Consider the following 16,084-nt stretch of genomic DNA (forward strand, 5'->3'; position numbering starts at 1 on the left):
CGGCCATGGACGTCAGGGACGACGCGACACAGGCCCCCGGCCCGGCCACCACCGCCACGGACGACGCCCCTCCGGCGGTCTCCCGGCGGCTGCGGCTCATCACCGTCATCGCCACCTTCGGCGGACTCCTCTTCGGCTACGACACCGGCGTCATCAACGGCGCGCTGCCCTACATGACCGACGACCTGGGCCTGACCCCGGTCACCGAGGGCATGGTGACCAGTTCGCTGCTGCTCGGCGCGGCCCTCGGCGCCGTCACCGGCGGCCGTCTGTCGGACGCGCGCGGACGGCGCCGTACGATCCTCGCCCTCGCCGTGCTGTTCTTCGTCGGGGCGCTCGGCTGCACGCTCGCGCCGACCACCGCGGTCATGGTCGTGGCCCGGTTCGTGCTCGGCCTCGCGGTCGGCGGCGCGTCGGTGACCGTGCCGGTCTACCTCGCGGAGGTGTCCCCTGCCGAGCGGCGCGGTGCACTCGTGACCCGTAACGAACTCATGATCGTCAGTGGTCAGTTGCTGGCCTTCACCAGCAACGCGATCATCGCCGACGTGGGCGGCGAGTCGGGTGGCGTGTGGCGCTGGATGCTGGTGGTCGCCACCCTGCCGGCGGTCGTGCTGTGGTTCGGCATGCTGGTGATGCCGGAGAGCCCGCGCTGGCTGGCCTCCCAGAGCCGCTTCAGCGACGCCCTGGAGGTGCTCAAGCAGGTGCGGTCGCAGGCGCGGGCCGAGGCCGAGCTGAGCGAGGTGTCCGCGCTGGCCGTCAAGGAGGAGCAGCAGAAGCTCGGCGGCTGGCAGGACATGAAGGCCACGCCCTGGGTGCGCAAGCTGATGTTCGTGGGCTTCGGCATCGCGATCGTGCAGCAGATCACCGGGGTCAACACGATCATGTACTACGGCACGCAGATCCTCACCGACGCCGGCTTCACCTCGGACAGCGCCCTGACGGCGAACATCGCCAACGGCGTGATCTCGGTGCTGGCCACCTTCGTCGGCATCTGGCTGCTCGGCCGGGTCAATCGCCGCCCGATGCTGATGACGGGTCAGATCGGTACGACCGCCGCCCTGCTGCTGATCGGCGTCTTCTCGCTGGCCCTGCCTGCCGGTGAAGGCCGTGCGTACGCCGTGCTGGCGATGACCGTCACCTTCCTCGCGTTCCAGCAGGGCGCGATATCGCCGGTGACCTGGCTGATGCTGTCGGAGATCTTCCCGATGCGGATGCGCGGCTTCGGCATGGGTGTCGCGGCCGTCGTGCTGTGGCTGACCAACTTCGTGATCGGCCTCGTCTTCCCGTCCCTGGTCTCCGGCATCGGGATCTCCAACACCTTCTTCCTCTTCGTGGCGGCGGGTGTCCTCTCGATCACCTTCGTCAAGCTCTTCGTCCCCGAGACCAAGGGCCGCACGCTCGAAACCCTCGAAACGGAACTCCGGGCCCGCTTCTCCTGAACCGCCTGCCCCGGGCCGACGGCGGCCCGGGGCCGTAGAAAGGACCAACCCATGACTGTGCGCGTAGGCGTCATCGGCGCCGGCTGGATCGGCAAGGAGCACATCCGGCGCCTGACCGACACCGTCACCGGCGCCCGCGTCACCGCGGTCACCGACATCGACGCCGCCCGTGCCGAGGAGGCCGCGGCTCCGATCGGCGCCCGAGTGCTGCCCGGCGGTGCGGCCGTGGTCGCGGCGGACGACGTCGACGCCGTCCTCGTGACGTCCTGGGGCCCGACCCACGCCGAACACGTGCTGAACGCGATAGCCGCCGGAAAGCCCGTGTTCTGCGAGAAGCCGCTGGCCACCACGGCCGAGGACTGCCTGAAGATCATCGAGGCCGAGGTCGCCCACGGCCGCCGCCTGGTGCAGGTCGGCTTCATGCGCCGCTACGACGCCGGCTACCGGCAGATGAAGCAGGTCATCGACTCCGGCCGCATCGGTGAGCCGCTGATCGTGCACTGCGCCCACCGCAACCCGACCGTCCCGGAGTCGTACACCTCCGGCATGGCCGCCCTGGACACGGCGGTGCACGAGGTGGACGTGCTGCGCTGGCTGCTGGACGACGAGATCGTCTCCACCCAGGTGATCACCCCGCGCCCCACGAGCAAGCGGTTCGAGCACCTCAAGGACCCGCAGATCATGCTCTTCGAGACGGCCAAGGGCGTCCGCATCGATCTGGAGGTCTTCGTCAACTGCCAGTACGGCTACGACATCCAGTGCGAGGCCGTCGGCGAGGAGGGCCTGGTCCGGCTGCCCGACCCGGCCGCCGTCGGTGTCCGCACCGCAGCCCAGCACAGCACCGAAGTCCTCACGGACTGGGTGGGCCGCTTCCGGGACGCCTTCGACACCGAGTTCCGCGAGTGGATCGCGAACCTCGCCGCCGGCAACGAGCCCACCGGGCCCTCGGCCTGGGACGGCTACGCCGCCACCGTCATCACCGCCGCGACCGTCGAGGCCCTGGAGTCGGGCCGCGTCGTCGCCACGGACCTCAAGCCCCGCCCTGCCTTCTACGGAGGTGCCGCGTGAAGATCGCCCTCGACCCGTACATGTTCCGCGCACTGCCCATCGACGACATGGTGCGCACGGTCGCCGAACTCGGCTACCAGTACATCGAGTTGTCGCCGCGCGACGACTTCATGCCGTTCTTCCTGCACCCGCGGGCGGACGACGAGCGCATCGCCGCGCTCAAGAAGTCCCTGCGCACCCATGGCGTCCAACTGTCCTCGGTCCTCCCGCTGTACAAGTGGTCGTCGCCCGACGAGACCGAGCGGCAGGCCGCCGTCCGCTACTGGAAGCGGATGATCGAGATCACCGCGGAGCTCGAATGCCCGCTGATGAACTCGGAGTTCAACGGACGCCCCGAGCGCGCCGCCGAGAGCGAGGCCGCCTTCTGGCGCTCGATGGAGGAGCTGCTGCCGCTGTTCGAACGGGAGGGCATCGCGCTCAACCTGGAGGCCCACCCGGACGACTTCTGCGAGGAGAACACGCCCGCGGTCGACCTCGTCCGCGCGATCAACAAGCCCTGGGTGAACTACCTCTACTGCGCCCCGCACTCCTTCCACCTCTCCGGCACGTCGGAAGTCGGCGCCGACATCGCGCAGATGATGCGCTACGCGGGCGACAAGCTGCAGCACGTGCACATCGCGGACTCCTTCAACCACAAGGGGTCGTCCGGCCTGCGGTACATCCTCAACCCGCCCGGCACCCCGGCCCGTATCCACCAGCACCTGGACATCGGCCAGGGCGAGGTCGACTGGGACGCCTTCTTCGGCACCCTGCGCGAGCTGAAGTTCGACGGCGTCGCCACGGCGTGCGTTTTCGCCTGGGAGGAACGGGCCTGGGAGTCCTCGGCGTTCATGCTGGACCGCATCACCAAGGAGCTCGCCGTGTGAGGCGGTGTGCACGGTTCCGGGAGCGGCACCGCGGCCCGTCCCCGTCGGCGGCCATCTCGTCTACCGATAGCGCCAAGGCTTTCAGCCTTGGCGCTAACGCCGTGACACGGCCCAGGCGAGTGCGTAGCCGAACCCGTTGACGGCCCAGTGCAGCGCCGCGGGAGCCAGCAGGCTGCCGCTGCGGCGCCGCAGCTCACACAGGACCACCCCGGCGGCCGCCGTGACCGCGATGGCCGCCGCGACGGTCGGCGCCACACTCGCCGGCCCGCTGCCGAGCGCGGACTGAACGGCGGCGTTGGAGCGGTTGAGTCCCCGGGAGGGCAGCAGATGCCAGAGCCCGAAGAGCAGTGACGACACCGTAGTCGCCCAGGTGGTGCCGCACCGGCGCCGGATCATGGCCCACAGGACGCCCCGGAAGGCGGTCTCCTCCAGCAGGACGGTGCCCAGCGGCACACGTACCAGCACGCTCCACAGCAGCTGCTCCACGGACAGACCTGCGGCCCTGTCGTCCCGGAAGGCCTCCCTGCCCGCCGGGACGGCCAGCGCGAGGAGGAAGGCGGCGAGGACGGCGCCGGCCAGGACGAGCGCCCACCGCAGCCCCCGGCGCAGCGTCGGCGCCCCGAGCCCCAGATCGGCCGGGGTGAGGCCGTCCCGGCGGGCGATCAGCAGCAGCACGGCAGTGGAGATCACGCACGTGAGCACGTAGGCGCCCGGCGCGAGCCAGTTGTTGAGCAGGTTCGCGGCGACGAGCACGACGACGACAGACAGACACCGCATCCTGTTTCCAGGATTCCCCCGTCACCGCCCGAGCGCAGGCGACGGGAGCGGCGCGGTGCAGCAGTCGCTCAGCGGGGGCACGCCCCTGTGCCGCCCTCAGCCTCTGGCAGGTGCTTCTCAGCCCAGACGGCCAGTTCCTTCAGCGCCGGCTCGAGTGCCGTGCCGGCCTCGGTCAACCGGTACGCGACCCGCAGGGGCGGCCCCTCGTCCACCTCGCGCACGACGAGTCCCGCTGCGCCCAGTTCGGTCAGCCGGTCCGAGAGCATGCGCTCGCTGATGCCCGGGATGGCGCGGCGCAGGTCGGCGAAGTGCACCGGGCGCTCCATCAGTACGGCCACGATGAGGCCGGTCCAGCGCTTTCCGAGCAGCGCGAAGACGCGCGTCATGCCGCTGTCGACGGTCTTGCAGGGGTCTGTGACCGGTTCCCTCATGCACGTCAGTGTACTGCGACCGCCATCGTAGGTGAAAAAAAGTAAGCCCCTGTGTTATGAATAGTTCCGAACGGAATGGCAGCCCTGCCCGTGCTGCCGCTCATTTCGCATACGCATCTTTGGAGACCTCTCATGGCAACGCTGCTGCACCTGGACTCATCCCTCTGGCCCGAGTCCGCTTCCGCCTCCCGTTCCGTCACGGCCGCCTTCCGCAAGGCATGGGAGGACCAGCACCCCGACGGCACCGTGATCTACCGCGATCTCAACGCCGACCCGGTGCCACACCTGGACACCCTCACCGCGTCCGCCGGTTTCACGGATCCCGCCGACCGCAGCCCGGAGCAGGCCGCTGCCTTCGCCGCGCGCCTCAAGCTGATCGAGGAGCTGGAGAACGCGGACGCCGTGCTCATCGGCGCCCCGATGTACAACTTCACGATCCCGTCCACGCTGAAGGCATGGCTCGACCAGGTGGTGCTCATGGGCCGCACCGCTGGCGTCGAGGAGTCCCCGGTCAAGGGCACCCCGGCGTACATCGTGGCCAGCCGCGGCGGTTCCTACGCCCCCGGCACCCCGCGTGAGGGCTACGAGTACGTCCAGAACTTCCTGAAGGCGATCTTGGCCGACATGCTGGGCATGGAGGTCGACTTCATCGTTCCCGAGCTCACCATGGCGCACTCGAACCCCGCCATGGCCGAGCTGATCCCGCTTGCGGAGGCCTCCAAGGCCAAGGCCCACGAGGACGCCGTCACCAAGGGCAAGGCGGCTGCCCTGAGCGCTGCCGCCTGACAGGCGGTGCGCCCGGTCCCGGCGGACCCCGGGACCGGGCGAACGGCGCGAGGCGCGCGGAAGGGCCGCCTCTCAGATGTCCACGGGCAGCCTGCGTTCGGGCGGCGAGCGGCGGCAGCCGGGCTGGTCCATCCGGGAGGCCGGACAGGACGAAGCCGCGTCTGCCTATGCGACGAGCCTGCTCGTCACAGCCGGACGATGATCAAGGCGGTGTCGTCGCGGCCGCCGCCCGCCAGTCCGAGTCGGGTCAGCAGGGAGTCGGCCAGGTGCCCCGGGTCCAGTCGGCTGCCCTCGCCGAGGACGCCGGCCAGCCGCGCCAGGCCGGCGTCGATGTCTTCGCCACGGCGTTCGACCAGGCCGTCGGTGTAGAGGACGAGGGTGTCGCCGGGGCCGTAGGTCGCGGTGGCCTGGGGGCTCGGGACATGCTGGGGCCGGACCGCCAGGGGCGGATCGGTGGCCCGGTCCAGCAGCTCGCAGCCGCCGTCGGCGTGCACCAGGACCGGGGGCAGGTGGCCCGCGTTGCTGTAGATGATCAGACGGCTCTCGGGGTCCACCAGCGCCTGGACAGCGGTGGTGTTCAGCGCGCCCTCGACGGAGCGTGCGTACAGGCCCAGGACGTCGAGGGCCTGCGCGGGCCGCTCCAGGGCGCGGATGGCGGCGCTCAGCGCACTGCGGAGCATCCCCATGACGGCGGCGGCCTCCAGGCCGTGGCCGACGACGTCCCCGACGGCCACGGCGAAGCGGCCGCCGGGCAGATCGACCATGTCGTACCAGTCGCCGCAGACGTTCAGCGATCCGGTGGCGGGCAGGTAGCGCACGGCGACGTCCTGGTGCCGGGCCAGGTCGGGGGCCTGCAGCATGGCCTCCTGCAGGGTGACGGCCACCTCGCGCTCGCGGGTGTGGGCCTGCCGCAGTTCCTCGTTCAGCAGCTGCAGTTCCCGGGCCCGTGCGTACAGCTCGGCTTCCAGGGCCTCCCGCTCGGCGCGCAATGCGATCGGCGTCTGGGCGCGGGTGGCGCGGGCCTTGACGAACGCGGTCACGTCCTCCACCCGGTGGATGATCCACGCCACCGATCCGTCCGGTCCGAAGACCGGGGTGTTGATGGGCGACCACCACCGCTCCTCGAACGCGTCCGGCCGTCCCATGACGGGGATGTCGTATTTCTGCAGCGCCATCGTGTCGGGCACACGCGAGGCCAGAACCCGTTGCAGAGAGGTGTTCAGGTTCCGCACCCCGTCGGCCTCGGGGTCGGCCGGATTGTCGGGGAAGGCGTCGAAGATGTGCTGCCCGATCAGGTCTTCCCTGGTCCGCATGGTCGCGTCCAGGTACGCCTGGTTGACCTCCACGATCACCAGGTCCGGGCCCAGGACCAGATAGGGGCTCGGTGTGGCGGCGAACAGCGCCGCGTAGTCGATCCCCGACACGGCCACCGTCCTCCCCCTCCCTTCCGTCTCGCCCCCTTCGCGGGCCCGCCCCTCCTCTCACGCTAGAGTCCGCCCAGCTCACCCGCCCGTTACGGATGGAGCTTCTCGACCACAGCTTCTTCTCGACTACAGCTTCTCGAAGAAGAACTCGTGCTTGAGGAAGGAGGTGTCGTACTCGTGCCCAGGGTGGGGCGGGATCAGCTGAGAGGCCTGGAACAGGCGCCAGCCGTCCTGCAGCGCGGCGAGGCCCGTCTTGTACGGCGGCTCGTCGGCGTCCCCGGTCGTCGGGTGCGTACGGCCTGTGCCGTCGTAGCGGGACCAGCCCACCACGTCGGAGTCGAGTGCGGACGTGGCGAGGTAGAGCACCAGGACCTGCTGCTTCATGCGTGGCTCCTCAGGGCGGGTCGGTTGGTGACGCGGGTGACCCAGTAGTCGATGTCGAACGTGTCGTCTCCGGTGAGCGCGCGCCACAGCAGCACCCGGTTGTGGATCTCCAGCCGGGCGGTGGCCTGCTCGTACCACGGGAAGTACGTGTTGAGCTCCGCTGTGACGGCGGGGTCGTGCAGGTCGGAGGTGTCCCAGAGACGGACCTGGGGCACGGTCGGGTTGAGGCGGATCTTGTACATGTAGCGCCGTCGTCCGGTGTCGTTGCGGCGCCCGCCGTGCCAGATTCCGTGGTGCACCAGGACGACGGTGCCGGCCGGGCAGGTCAGCCGGGTCTGCCCGCGCAGGTTCTGCACGCGCCCGATGTCGGTCTCGTTGATCCGGCGCAGATGGCTGCCCGGAACGCTGAGGGTGCCGCCCATGTCGGCGGTCACTTCGTGGGGGTAGTACATGAGCTGGACGTCGAAGGCGTCCGGCCGTACGTCGATGATCGCGTCTCCGTGGAGATCCTGGGCGCTGCCCTCGTGCGGCTCGCGTACGTGCACCGCGTGGTGGTCGACCGTCGGCTCCGGGCCGACCAGGCTCTCCAGGGCCCCGGCGACGACAGGGAGGGCGAGCAGGCGGTGGATGAAGGTGTCCTCCTGGAACGCCTTGGCCAGCGGCGTGCCGTACGACACCGCGGGTATCCCCGCGGACAGGGCCGCGATGGCGTCTTCGTTCAGCTCCTGCGGCACGACCCCGTCCAGACGCAGGAAGCCCTGCGCCACGAAGCGCGCCACCTGGACCGATGTGAGCAGCTGTTTGGTGGTTGACATACGGCAAACGTAGAGCGCCGGCCCCTTGCGGTCGTGGGTTGCATTCGCCGACTACTGGTAAATTTCCGCTGTCATGGAGAGTGTGTCCCTGCGGCTGGACGAACCGCCCGAGGTGGTGAACGCCGGTGTCGGCGTCCACGGCGTCTCCACCGCGTACGAGGTCTTTCGGTTGCCCGACCTGTGGCAACTCCATCTGTACGGCTATGTGGGCGAACTGTCCGTGGGGGACGCCGTCCACGCCATCCGGCCGGGTCATGTCAGCCTGGTCCCGCCGGACACCGAGGTGGGTTTCCACTACCGCGGCAGGTCCGAGCACCTGTACGCCCATCTGCGCCTGCCCGGCGCCGGCGCGCCGCACACCGTCCCGCTGATGCAGGATGCCGCGACCGAGGGCGCGTTGCTGGCCGGCCTGCTCAAGCACGCGGTCGCCGCCATGCCGGTGTCCCCGACGCGCGCCTCCGCCGAGGTGTGGGCGGTGCTCTGGCACATCACCCAGCTGACCGTGACCGAACAACCTGGACGGCAGCACCCCGTCGTGGCCGCGGCGCAGGCGTACATCGAGGAGCATCTGGCCGAACCACTGTCCGTGCCCTGCATCGCTCGCGCCGCCCGGGTCTCGCATACGCATCTGACCCGCCTGTTCCGCGCCGAGACCGGCCTCACGGTCGTCGCCTATGTCCGCCGTCGGCGGCTGGAGCGCGCCCGCCATCTCCTGCAGGCCTCCACCCTCCCCATCCCCGCCGTCGCGGCCGCGGTGGGCATCGCCGATCTGCAGGCGTTCAACAAGGCCTGCCGGCGCGAGCTGGGCGCGGGACCGCGCGCCGTCCGCGCCGCCGGTGTCCCGGTGGCGCACGGATGAACGAACCGCCTGACCTACCCAGCGGTTTGCATGGGCACCCGCCGCCGGTCGGCGCGGGTCTATTCGGCTTGCTCCTGTGCCTGCAACCACAGCAGCAGGTGCCAGTCCTGGTCGTTGGCGAGCGGGTCGGCGGTGTGCGCGGCCCTGCCGTCGACCGTCGAGGGCATGACGAACGCGCAGGTCGCGGAGCCGTCCTCGCGGTAGTTGGCCATGTTGGCGCGCAGGATCGCCTCGGCGAGGCGGTCCGTGTGCGCGGTGCGCAGCGTGTCCGGCAGGCGCAGGAGGGTGGCGGCGGTCAGGGTGCTCCAGTAGTGGGGGAAGACGTCCCCCCACAGCCGGTCGGCGCCGAACCAGAAGCCGTCCCAGTGCCGTATGGCGACGCCGTGCAGCCGGGCGTGGGGCTGGGGACCGCCGAAGGCCAGCAGCCAGGGCAGCCGTTCGGCGATGGCGTCGTGGAAGACGGGATCGCCGGTGAGGGTATGGGCGTCGCAGAGGAGGTCCACCAGGGGGGCGACGATGGACTGCTCGTAGTTGACCTCGTGTGCGGGCAGCTGCTTGCCCATCCGCACGAACTGCCGGGCGCTGTCGACCAGTTGGACCCGTAGGGCTTGGGCGCGGTCGGACTGTCCGGTGGCGTCCAGGCTGCCGCAGATGGCCAGCGTCGTCGGGGAGAGGTGGATGGACAAGTGCATGGCGCCACCGAGTTCGAAGCTGCGCTCGATGATGCGGGCGGCGCGGTCCAGGTCCTCTGACCTGCCATGAGCCCGGTACCGGTCGTGGAAGAACTGGGCCAGCCAGGGAGTGTCGTACAGCCGGACGTGGTCGTCCTGCGAGCCGCGTCGCGGGGCGTTGCTCTCGTCGAGCAGATGGCGGCAGGCGAACCGGGACCAGCCGTCCAGCAGTGGGTCCATCTCGTCGGGGTCCGCGAGGCCGCGGGCGGCGGCGGCCTGGAGCAGCAGCGGCATGGCGATCCGCTCGGCTCCGTCCGTCCAGTCTGGCCAGCCGTTGGTCGACTGGGTCAGGCCGGTACGGGTATCCACCGGCACGAAGGCGTGCGCGAGCAGACCAGGACGCTCCCGGGCCCGCTGGTACTGCGTGATGTACGCGACCCGGCGCCGCACCATCTCCTGAAGCGGCAGATGGAACAACACCTCGGTACGGGCGCCGTCCCCGATGTCCAGCGGATAGCTGCCGTGACGGGAGGCCTGGACCCGGTACCGGCCATCGGCCTCACGTTCCACCTTCACGCCCGAGTCCGGGCTGCTCACCGAGGACGCCTCGACGACGATCGGCTCCCCGACCTCGGCGGCGTAGGAGGAGAAGACGGCCGGCGGCGTGGTCGCGGTGGTGAAGTCCTCGACCGACGCGTACCAGCCCAGCTCCCACGCCACCGTGGCCGACTCGCCCGGCCCCAGGCGGAGCACCGGCTGGCCGCCGAACGCCTGCGGATTCCGCGCCTGGTCGGTGACCAGCAGGACCAGGTGACCGCGGACATGGGAATTCGACCTCAGGTTGCGCGACTCCACCGAGTACGCCCGCACGGCCCCCTCCCGCACGATCAGTCCCAGGCACCGGCCGTCCCCGGACATCGGCTGCGCCAGCGCCCACGCCCACGTGCCCCCGGTGAACAGGTGCGCGTGCACCGCCTGGTCCAGGGACGTCTCGGCCGTGTCGTACAGGTCGGCGAAAGGTGTCTGCACGCCCAGGCCCGTGATCGTGAGCGGCTCCTGTGCGCTGTTCACGACCGTGTACCGCTCGCGCAGCAGGTCCCCCTGCACGGAGCGACGCACCTCCACGCGGACCCCCGGAAGCGGCGTGTGCACCGCCTCCATCACCCCGTCCGCCGCCACACGCAGCTCGGCGGGCGTGTGCCAGCGGGCGCCACCCCGGTCCGTGACCAGATGACCGGAACCCCACTGGTGCTCCACCGAATGCCACACGGTCACATCGGTGTCGAGCAGAAACCGGCGCGCCCGGTCCTGCTCGTCCACGAACTGCACAGGGGCGCCCGTGGCCGGGTCGAGCACCGCATGGCCGGAGCCGAAGGCGAGGACATCAGGAATCTGAACGGGGTCATCAGGAATCCGAACATCGACAGGAGGCAAGGGAGGAACCTTTCCATACGGCTTTTCCATACGGCTTTTCCAGGGGTTGGGTCGTACGTCGAGGGCGAACCCCCGGATGGACACGCGGTCGGTGCGTTGATCAGCGGTGCGTGTCCACGAGGTCGCGGTGGCGGTGTATGTGGAGCAGTGCGATCAGTACGGGCACGGCCAGTGCGATCCCTGCCAGCGAGATCACGCCGATGAGTGCGACGGCCCCGCATGCGAGCCAGGTCCGCAGGGTCGGTTCCGGGCGACTCAGGGCGAGGCGTGACGATTGGCGGGCCAGCACAAGGCAGTTCTGGCGAGGGTCGGCGAGAAACAGCGGGCCCCAGTACGTGGCCGACACCGACAGCAGCAGGGTGACGCTCAGCAGCAGCGGTGTGAGGAGCAGCGTCGCTGCGATCAGGGCGGTGAAGAGCAGGGACAGTGGGCTGAGGGTACGCAGGGCGGGCCGGGCCAGTTCCTGCGCCAGGTCCCGGGCCAGCGCCACGTCGATCTGCCTGCCCCGGCTCGCTTCGTCTGCGAGGCCGTAGAGGACGGCCGTGGCCGGGGCCAGGGCAACAGCGGTCGCCAGGATCAGCAATGCCCGTACCGCCGCCGGGAGTTCGGGAACAGCGAGGGCGACAAGAGCGGGCACGAGCACCACCGCACAGGCGACATTGGCCAGGACCAGGCGCTCGACCTGGGTGCCCAGCGTGGCGAACGCGGCCCACACCGGCGGTCGTTCCTCCGCGCGAGGCTCTGTGTCCCACAGGAACGGCACGCCTTCTCACCCCTTTCCCTGCGGACCGTGCAGCAGCGAGTCGCCGGTCTCCGCGTCGAAGAGGTGCACCTTCTCCAGGTCGATGCCGAGCGGAACCTCCTGGTCGAGATAGCTCGCGGGCATACGGACCTTGAAGGTGGCCGTGAAGTCCTGCGGCTCGGCTCCTGCTTCCTCGGGTGTCGACAGGTACACCGTGGAGCCGGTCGCACTGGGCTCGATGACGGTCACCACGCCATGGATGGTGTTGTCCTCGGTGACGTCGAAGGGTGCCATGCGCGGTACGTGCAGATGCTCCGGCCGCACGCCCAGCTCGATCTTCCGGCCCGCGTATGCGCGTATCCGGTGTGCGATGCTCTCGGGCAGCCGCAGGTCGAGTCCGCAGCCGGAGGCGACCATGTCCCCGTCGACGTTCTTGAGCTCCATGGTGAAGAGGTTGATGCTGGGTGTGCCGATGAAGAAGGCCACGAAGCGGTTCACCGGGCGTTCGTAGAGTTCCTCGCCCGTCCCGATCTGCTGGATGCGGCCTGCGTTCATCACCGCGATCCGGTCTCCGAGGGCCATCGCCTCCGACTGGTCGTGCGTGACGTAGATCGTCGGGCGCTTCTTGCGGCGGTGCAGGGTGAGGATGTCCTCGCGTGCGCTGTACCGCAGCTGGGCGTCGAGATTGGAGAGCGGCTCGTCGTAGAGGTAGAGGTCGGCGTCGCGCACCATGGACCGGGACAGTGCGACCCGTTGCCGCTCACCGCCCGACAGCTGGCGCGGCTTGCGGTCGAGGAGATGGTCGATACGGAAGGTGCGGGCCGCCTCCGGCACCTTGTCCTTCACCACGGCGCGTGGAGTGCGGCGGGAGCGCAGCCCGTAGGCGATGTTCTCGAAGACGGTGAGATGCGGAAGGATCGCGTAGTCCTGGAAGACCATGGCGATCGACCTGTCCCGGGGGCGTACGTCGGTCACCTCCCGGTCGCCGAAGCGGATGGTGCCGGAGGAGACCGGTTCCAGGCCCGCGAGCATCCGCAACGTCGTGGTCTTGCCGCAGCCGGACGGGCCCACCAGGACGAGGAGTTCCGACTCCCCGGTGGTGAAGCCGACTCCGTCCACGGCACGCTTGTCGCCGAACTCCTTCACCAGGTTGTCGACGGCTATCGCAGTCATCAGTGGGGCTCCGTCGTATGTCAGAAGTCGTGTAGGGGCAGCGGTGTGTCAGGAGTCGAACGTCAGAAGAGATCGAGTGGGCCGGGCGTGTGCAGGCACTGCTCGCCGTCGGCGGCGAAGACGTACACCCGCCCCATGTCCGGCATGATGCGCAGCTCGGCCGTGTCGGGCTGGTTGAGGGGGGCGGCGACCACGACCGGGACGCCGTCCACCTGACCGTGTACGAACGCGGCCCGCTCGGTGGGGATCCGCTCGATGTGGCTGACGGTCATCAGGGCCCCGTCGCCGCGGCCGGTGAACCAGCTCTCCGGGCGTATGCCGATCCGGACCGGGCCGTCCGGCACCGGGACCGGGGCCGGCCACTCGGCGCCCGCGACGGTCAGCAGGCCGCCGGAAGCGATCGCGGGCAGCACGGTCATGGGGGGCGAGCCGATGAACGTCGCGACGAAGAGGTTCGCCGGTGAGTAGTACAGCTCGTCGAAGGTGCCGATCTGCTCGATCCGTCCGCCGCGCATCACCGCGATGCGGTCACCCATGAAGACCGCTTCCTGCTGGTCATGGGTGACGTACAGGGTGGAGATCCCGAACTTCCGCAGCAGCTTGCGGATTTCGACGCGTGTCGACTCGCGCAGTTTGGCGTCGAGATTGCAGATGGGTTCGTCCATCAGGAACAGCCGCGGCTCGCGGACGATGCAGCGGGCGATGGCGACACGCTGCTGCTGCCCGCCGGAGAGCGTGTCGGTGGACTGGTCGAGGAGCTGCTCGAAACCGATCCCCATGCGGTCGGCGGTCTCCTGGGCGCGGGCCCTCGCCTCCTCCTCCGTGCGGCCGTGCACCTGGAAGTAGTACGCGAGATTGCCCTTACCCTTCATGGACGGGTACAGGGCGTAGTCCTGGAAGACCATGCCGACGCCCCGCGCCTGCGGCCGTACGGCGGTGACGTCCTCGCCGTCGAAGCGGACCACGCCCTCGTCGGGCTGCTCCAGACCGGCGACGATCTTCAGCAGGGTGGACTTGCCGCAGCCTGAGGAGCCGACGATGGCGATGGTCTCGCCGTCGGCGATGTCGAGGCTCACGGTGTCCAGGGCGGGGCGAGCGGAACGCGCCCCGCCCACCCCTTCCACGTCGGAATAGCGTTTGACGATCTTCTCGACCTCGATACGGGCCATGGGTGTGCCCCCTCCCCTACTTGAGACCGCGCAGCTTGATGCCGCGCAGCAGGTACTCGCGGCAGACGATGAAGGCGACGAAGACCGGGATGGACTGGAGGATGCCCAGCACCATCAGGCCGTTCCAGGACATGCCGGCGCCGAGGATCTCCTGCAGTTGCTGTGACTGGACGGCGGCCTCCGCGTCGCTCGCCGAACCCGCCTGGATGAACTTCTCCTGCAACTGGTAGATCATCACCGAGGCGGGCATCTTCGCATCGTCCTGCATCACCACCAGCGGCCACAGGAACTGGTCCCAGGCCCCGCTGAACGAGGTCCAGATGGTCACCGCGAACACCGGCACGCTCATCGGGAGCACGATCCGGCGGAAGATGTTGAACTCGCTGCCGCCGTCCACCCGTGCCGCCTGGATCACGGAGTCCGGGATGGTGTCGAAGAACCCCTTGAAGAGCAGGTAGTTGAAGGCGTTGAAGACCATCGGGAGCACCACGGCCCAGTGCGTGTTCCAGATCCCGAAGGTCGGCAGTTCGGTGCCGCCCACACTGGGCGCTTGAGGCAGCGCGAACGGCCAGTTGCGGGTCAGCAGATACGACGGGATCAGCGTGAGCGCCGCCGGCATCATCAGGGTGCCGATGAAGAACAGGAACGAATAGCGGGCCATCCGACCGCGCTGCAGCTTGCTGTTGGCGTACGCGGCGAAGGCGGTGATGGGAATGCCCAGGAGCAGGGTCCAGAAGGTGATCTGCACCGAGTTCCACATGTAGACCCACAGCGGCTCGGACATCAGCTGCCCGGCCGCGCTGTTGCCTTCGACGATGTCGAAGACCAGCTTCCAGCCGGCGACCGTCGGGTCGTGCGGCCACCAGGTCGGAGTCTGGCTCAGCACCTCGTTTCCGCTCTTGAACGAGGTGATCAGCATGAAGTAGAAGGGGAAGAGGTGGAGGGTGATGCCGAGGACCAGGAAGGCCACCGTCGCCCACCACGCGATGCGCAGCGCTGGGTGTGTGCGTCCCACCCGTGGGAACAGCATGGTTGTTCTCTCTTCCTCTCTCAGGTGTCCGGGTCTTCGCGGAAGAACCGCCGCTGGATGACGACGAGCGTCATCGTGATGACGAAGAGATAGACCCCGAGCGCTGTGGCGTCGGCGTACCGCAGCTGCTGGAGCAGCTGGAAGAGGTACATCACGACGGTGCGGGCGGCGCCACCTGGTGAGCCCTCGGCGCCGGTCATGATCGTCGGGAATTCGAAGGCCTGGGTGGAACCGATGATCGCGAAGATCAGCAGCATGGAGATGATGGGCCGCAGCCGGGGCAGCGAGATCGTCCACATCTTCCGCCAGAAGCCGGCGCCCTCGATCTCGGCGGCCTCGAAGTAGGAGGCGGGGATCGACTGCAGGGTCGCCATGTAGATCAGCCCCGGACCGAAGAACAGAATGCCGGGGACGACCAGCCAGAACAGCACCTGGTCGGCGGAGTTGAGAAAGGGTTGCGGTGGCAGCCCGAGGACCTTGGTGGCGACCCACTGGAACAGCCCGTACTGGGCGTTGAACATGTAGCGGAACAGCACGGTGGACGCCACACCGCTCAGCGGCAGGAACCACAGCAGCATCATCCAGCGGATGTGCCTGCGACTCATCTCCATCAGCAGGATCGCGACGAAGATGGGGATGAAGAAGGTCAGCGTGATGCTGAGCACGGTGTAGACGGCCGTGACCCGGAAGGACTGCGCGACCAGCGGGTCGTCCCAGATCCGCTGGTAGCTCTCCAGACCGGTGAACTGCACCGGGCGCCGCAGTGCGGCGTCGGTGAAGCTCAGCACGAAGGCCATGATCATCGGGTACCAGCCCCAGGAGAGCTGGAAGAGGAAGGCGGGCAGGGTGAACAGCGTGGTCTCCACGCGCCTGCGGCGACCGGGCTTCTGGGTGCCCGGCTTCGTCGAGGCGGGCGGGCCGCCCGCGGGCCCGGGGGCGGTCTCCCGCTCCCCGGGCCGCGCGGCCGCCGGTGCCTCCTCCTCGACGGGGGTGTGCTGCTGCGAGGCAGCCATGAG

Annotated in this window: 16 protein-coding genes; 5 read left to right on the forward strand and 11 right to left on the reverse strand. The window is 69.2% G+C overall.

The genetic code is table 11. The features are described 5' to 3' along the window. Positions 1 to 5: 5 nt before the first annotated feature. The 3 genes from STSP_RS21300 to STSP_RS21310 are packed head-to-tail and all read left to right on the forward strand — an operon-like array spanning position 6 to position 3,373. Positions 6 to 1,439, forward strand: a complete 1,434-nt coding sequence (locus STSP_RS21300; RefSeq protein ID WP_067280433.1) for a sugar porter family MFS transporter — start codon at positions 6 to 8, stop codon at positions 1,437 to 1,439. A gap of 51 nt (positions 1,440 to 1,490) precedes the next feature. Continuing rightward, positions 1,491 to 2,507, forward strand: a complete 1,017-nt coding sequence (locus STSP_RS21305; protein WP_067280434.1) for a Gfo/Idh/MocA family oxidoreductase — start codon at positions 1,491 to 1,493, stop codon at positions 2,505 to 2,507. After that, positions 2,504 to 3,373, forward strand: coding sequence for a sugar phosphate isomerase/epimerase family protein (locus STSP_RS21310; protein WP_067280436.1), 870 nt, complete (start codon positions 2,504 to 2,506; stop codon positions 3,371 to 3,373). The genes STSP_RS21305 and STSP_RS21310 overlap by 4 nt, the downstream gene beginning before the upstream one ends. A gap of 93 nt (positions 3,374 to 3,466) precedes the next feature. Here STSP_RS21310 and STSP_RS21315 read toward each other — a convergent pair whose 3' ends face one another. Both STSP_RS21315 and STSP_RS21320 read right to left on the reverse strand, forming a co-directional pair. Then, complete coding sequence (locus tag STSP_RS21315; RefSeq protein WP_067280438.1) at positions 3,467 to 4,150, reverse strand: CPBP family intramembrane glutamic endopeptidase; 684 nt, start codon at positions 4,148 to 4,150, stop codon at positions 3,467 to 3,469. 68 nt (positions 4,151 to 4,218) lie between these two features. Next, a complete protein-coding gene (locus STSP_RS21320; protein ID WP_067280440.1) occupies positions 4,219 to 4,581 on the reverse strand; it encodes a winged helix-turn-helix transcriptional regulator in 363 nt (120 codons plus the stop codon). Positions 4,582 to 4,713: 132 nt separating this feature from the next. On the opposite strand from STSP_RS21320, the gene STSP_RS21325 reads away from it, so the two are divergent. Further along, on the forward strand, positions 4,714 to 5,367 hold the full coding sequence (locus tag STSP_RS21325) for an FMN-dependent NADH-azoreductase (RefSeq protein WP_067280441.1): 654 nt from the start codon (positions 4,714 to 4,716) through the stop codon (positions 5,365 to 5,367). A gap of 185 nt (positions 5,368 to 5,552) precedes the next feature. On the opposite strand, the gene STSP_RS21330 is transcribed toward STSP_RS21325, so the two are convergent. The 3 genes from STSP_RS21330 to STSP_RS21340 form a co-directional block, all read right to left on the reverse strand. Next, on the reverse strand, positions 5,553 to 6,797 hold the full coding sequence (locus STSP_RS21330; RefSeq protein ID WP_067280443.1) for a PP2C family protein-serine/threonine phosphatase: 1,245 nt from the start codon (positions 6,795 to 6,797) through the stop codon (positions 5,553 to 5,555). Positions 6,798 to 6,917: 120 nt separating this feature from the next. Then, complete coding sequence (locus tag STSP_RS21335) at positions 6,918 to 7,175, reverse strand: hypothetical protein (protein WP_067280444.1); 258 nt, start codon at positions 7,173 to 7,175, stop codon at positions 6,918 to 6,920. Beyond that, positions 7,172 to 7,990 (reverse strand): phytanoyl-CoA dioxygenase family protein, encoded by an 819-nt coding sequence (locus STSP_RS21340; protein ID WP_198547400.1) that lies wholly within the window; start codon positions 7,988 to 7,990, stop codon positions 7,172 to 7,174. The genes STSP_RS21335 and STSP_RS21340 overlap by 4 nt, the downstream gene beginning before the upstream one ends. Positions 7,991 to 8,063: 73 nt before the next feature. Between STSP_RS21340 and STSP_RS21345 the strand changes: the two genes are divergently transcribed. After that, the gene (locus STSP_RS21345; protein WP_067280446.1) at positions 8,064 to 8,849 is read left to right on the forward strand and encodes an AraC family transcriptional regulator; all 786 of its coding nucleotides are present in this window, start codon (positions 8,064 to 8,066) and stop codon (positions 8,847 to 8,849) included. A 59-nt stretch (positions 8,850 to 8,908) separates the two neighbouring features. On the opposite strand, the gene STSP_RS21350 is transcribed toward STSP_RS21345, so the two are convergent. The 6 genes from STSP_RS21350 to STSP_RS21375 form a co-directional block, all read right to left on the reverse strand. After that, positions 8,909 to 10,954: a hypothetical protein gene (locus STSP_RS21350; protein WP_198547401.1), complete on the reverse strand. Its 2,046-nt coding sequence runs from the start codon at positions 10,952 to 10,954 to the stop codon at positions 8,909 to 8,911. Between the two features lie 100 nt (positions 10,955 to 11,054). Continuing rightward, positions 11,055 to 11,717: a hypothetical protein gene (locus STSP_RS21355; protein WP_157902877.1), complete on the reverse strand. Its 663-nt coding sequence runs from the start codon at positions 11,715 to 11,717 to the stop codon at positions 11,055 to 11,057. Between the two features lie 6 nt (positions 11,718 to 11,723). Continuing rightward, a complete protein-coding gene (locus tag STSP_RS21360; protein ID WP_067280450.1) occupies positions 11,724 to 12,869 on the reverse strand; it encodes an ABC transporter ATP-binding protein in 1,146 nt (381 codons plus the stop codon). Positions 12,870 to 12,931: 62 nt separating this feature from the next. Beyond that, entirely contained in the window at positions 12,932 to 14,038 is a 1,107-nt protein-coding gene (locus tag STSP_RS21365; RefSeq protein WP_067280452.1) for an ABC transporter ATP-binding protein, read from the reverse strand. Between the two features lie 16 nt (positions 14,039 to 14,054). After that, the gene (locus STSP_RS21370; protein WP_067280454.1) at positions 14,055 to 15,068 is read right to left on the reverse strand and encodes a carbohydrate ABC transporter permease; all 1,014 of its coding nucleotides are present in this window, start codon (positions 15,066 to 15,068) and stop codon (positions 14,055 to 14,057) included. Positions 15,069 to 15,088: 20 nt separating this feature from the next. Then, positions 15,089 to 16,081 (reverse strand): carbohydrate ABC transporter permease, encoded by a 993-nt coding sequence (locus STSP_RS21375; protein WP_067280457.1) that lies wholly within the window; start codon positions 16,079 to 16,081, stop codon positions 15,089 to 15,091. Positions 16,082 to 16,084 lie beyond the last annotated feature (3 nt).

The sequence above is a fragment of the Streptomyces jeddahensis genome, assembly GCF_001642995.1.
Taxonomy (GTDB): Bacteria; Actinomycetota; Actinomycetes; order Streptomycetales; family Streptomycetaceae; genus Streptomyces; species Streptomyces jeddahensis.

What these genes read in the sequence shown, in the direction of transcription:
- STSP_RS21300 (WP_067280433.1), top strand. Translation starts at nt 6, where the DNA reads ATGGACGTCAGGGACGACGCGACACAGGCCCCCGGCCCGGCCACCACC.
- STSP_RS21305 (WP_067280434.1), top strand. Translation starts at nt 1,491, where the DNA reads ATGACTGTGCGCGTAGGCGTCATCGGCGCCGGCTGGATCGGCAAGGAG.
- STSP_RS21315 (WP_067280438.1), bottom strand. Translation starts at nt 4,150, where the DNA reads ATGCGGTGTCTGTCTGTCGTCGTCGTGCTCGTCGCCGCGAACCTGCTC.
- STSP_RS21320 (WP_067280440.1), bottom strand. Translation starts at nt 4,581, where the DNA reads ATGAGGGAACCGGTCACAGACCCCTGCAAGACCGTCGACAGCGGCATG.
- STSP_RS21325 (WP_067280441.1), top strand. Translation starts at nt 4,714, where the DNA reads ATGGCAACGCTGCTGCACCTGGACTCATCCCTCTGGCCCGAGTCCGCT.
- STSP_RS21335 (WP_067280444.1), bottom strand. Translation starts at nt 7,175, where the DNA reads ATGAAGCAGCAGGTCCTGGTGCTCTACCTCGCCACGTCCGCACTCGAC.
- STSP_RS21340 (WP_198547400.1), bottom strand. Translation starts at nt 7,990, where the DNA reads ATGTCAACCACCAAACAGCTGCTCACATCGGTCCAGGTGGCGCGCTTC.
- STSP_RS21345 (WP_067280446.1), top strand. Translation starts at nt 8,064, where the DNA reads ATGGAGAGTGTGTCCCTGCGGCTGGACGAACCGCCCGAGGTGGTGAAC.
- STSP_RS21360 (WP_067280450.1), bottom strand. Translation starts at nt 12,869, where the DNA reads ATGACTGCGATAGCCGTCGACAACCTGGTGAAGGAGTTCGGCGACAAG.
- STSP_RS21365 (WP_067280452.1), bottom strand. Translation starts at nt 14,038, where the DNA reads ATGGCCCGTATCGAGGTCGAGAAGATCGTCAAACGCTATTCCGACGTG.
- STSP_RS21370 (WP_067280454.1), bottom strand. Translation starts at nt 15,068, where the DNA reads ATGCTGTTCCCACGGGTGGGACGCACACACCCAGCGCTGCGCATCGCG.
- STSP_RS21375 (WP_067280457.1), bottom strand. Translation starts at nt 16,081, where the DNA reads ATGGCTGCCTCGCAGCAGCACACCCCCGTCGAGGAGGAGGCACCGGCG.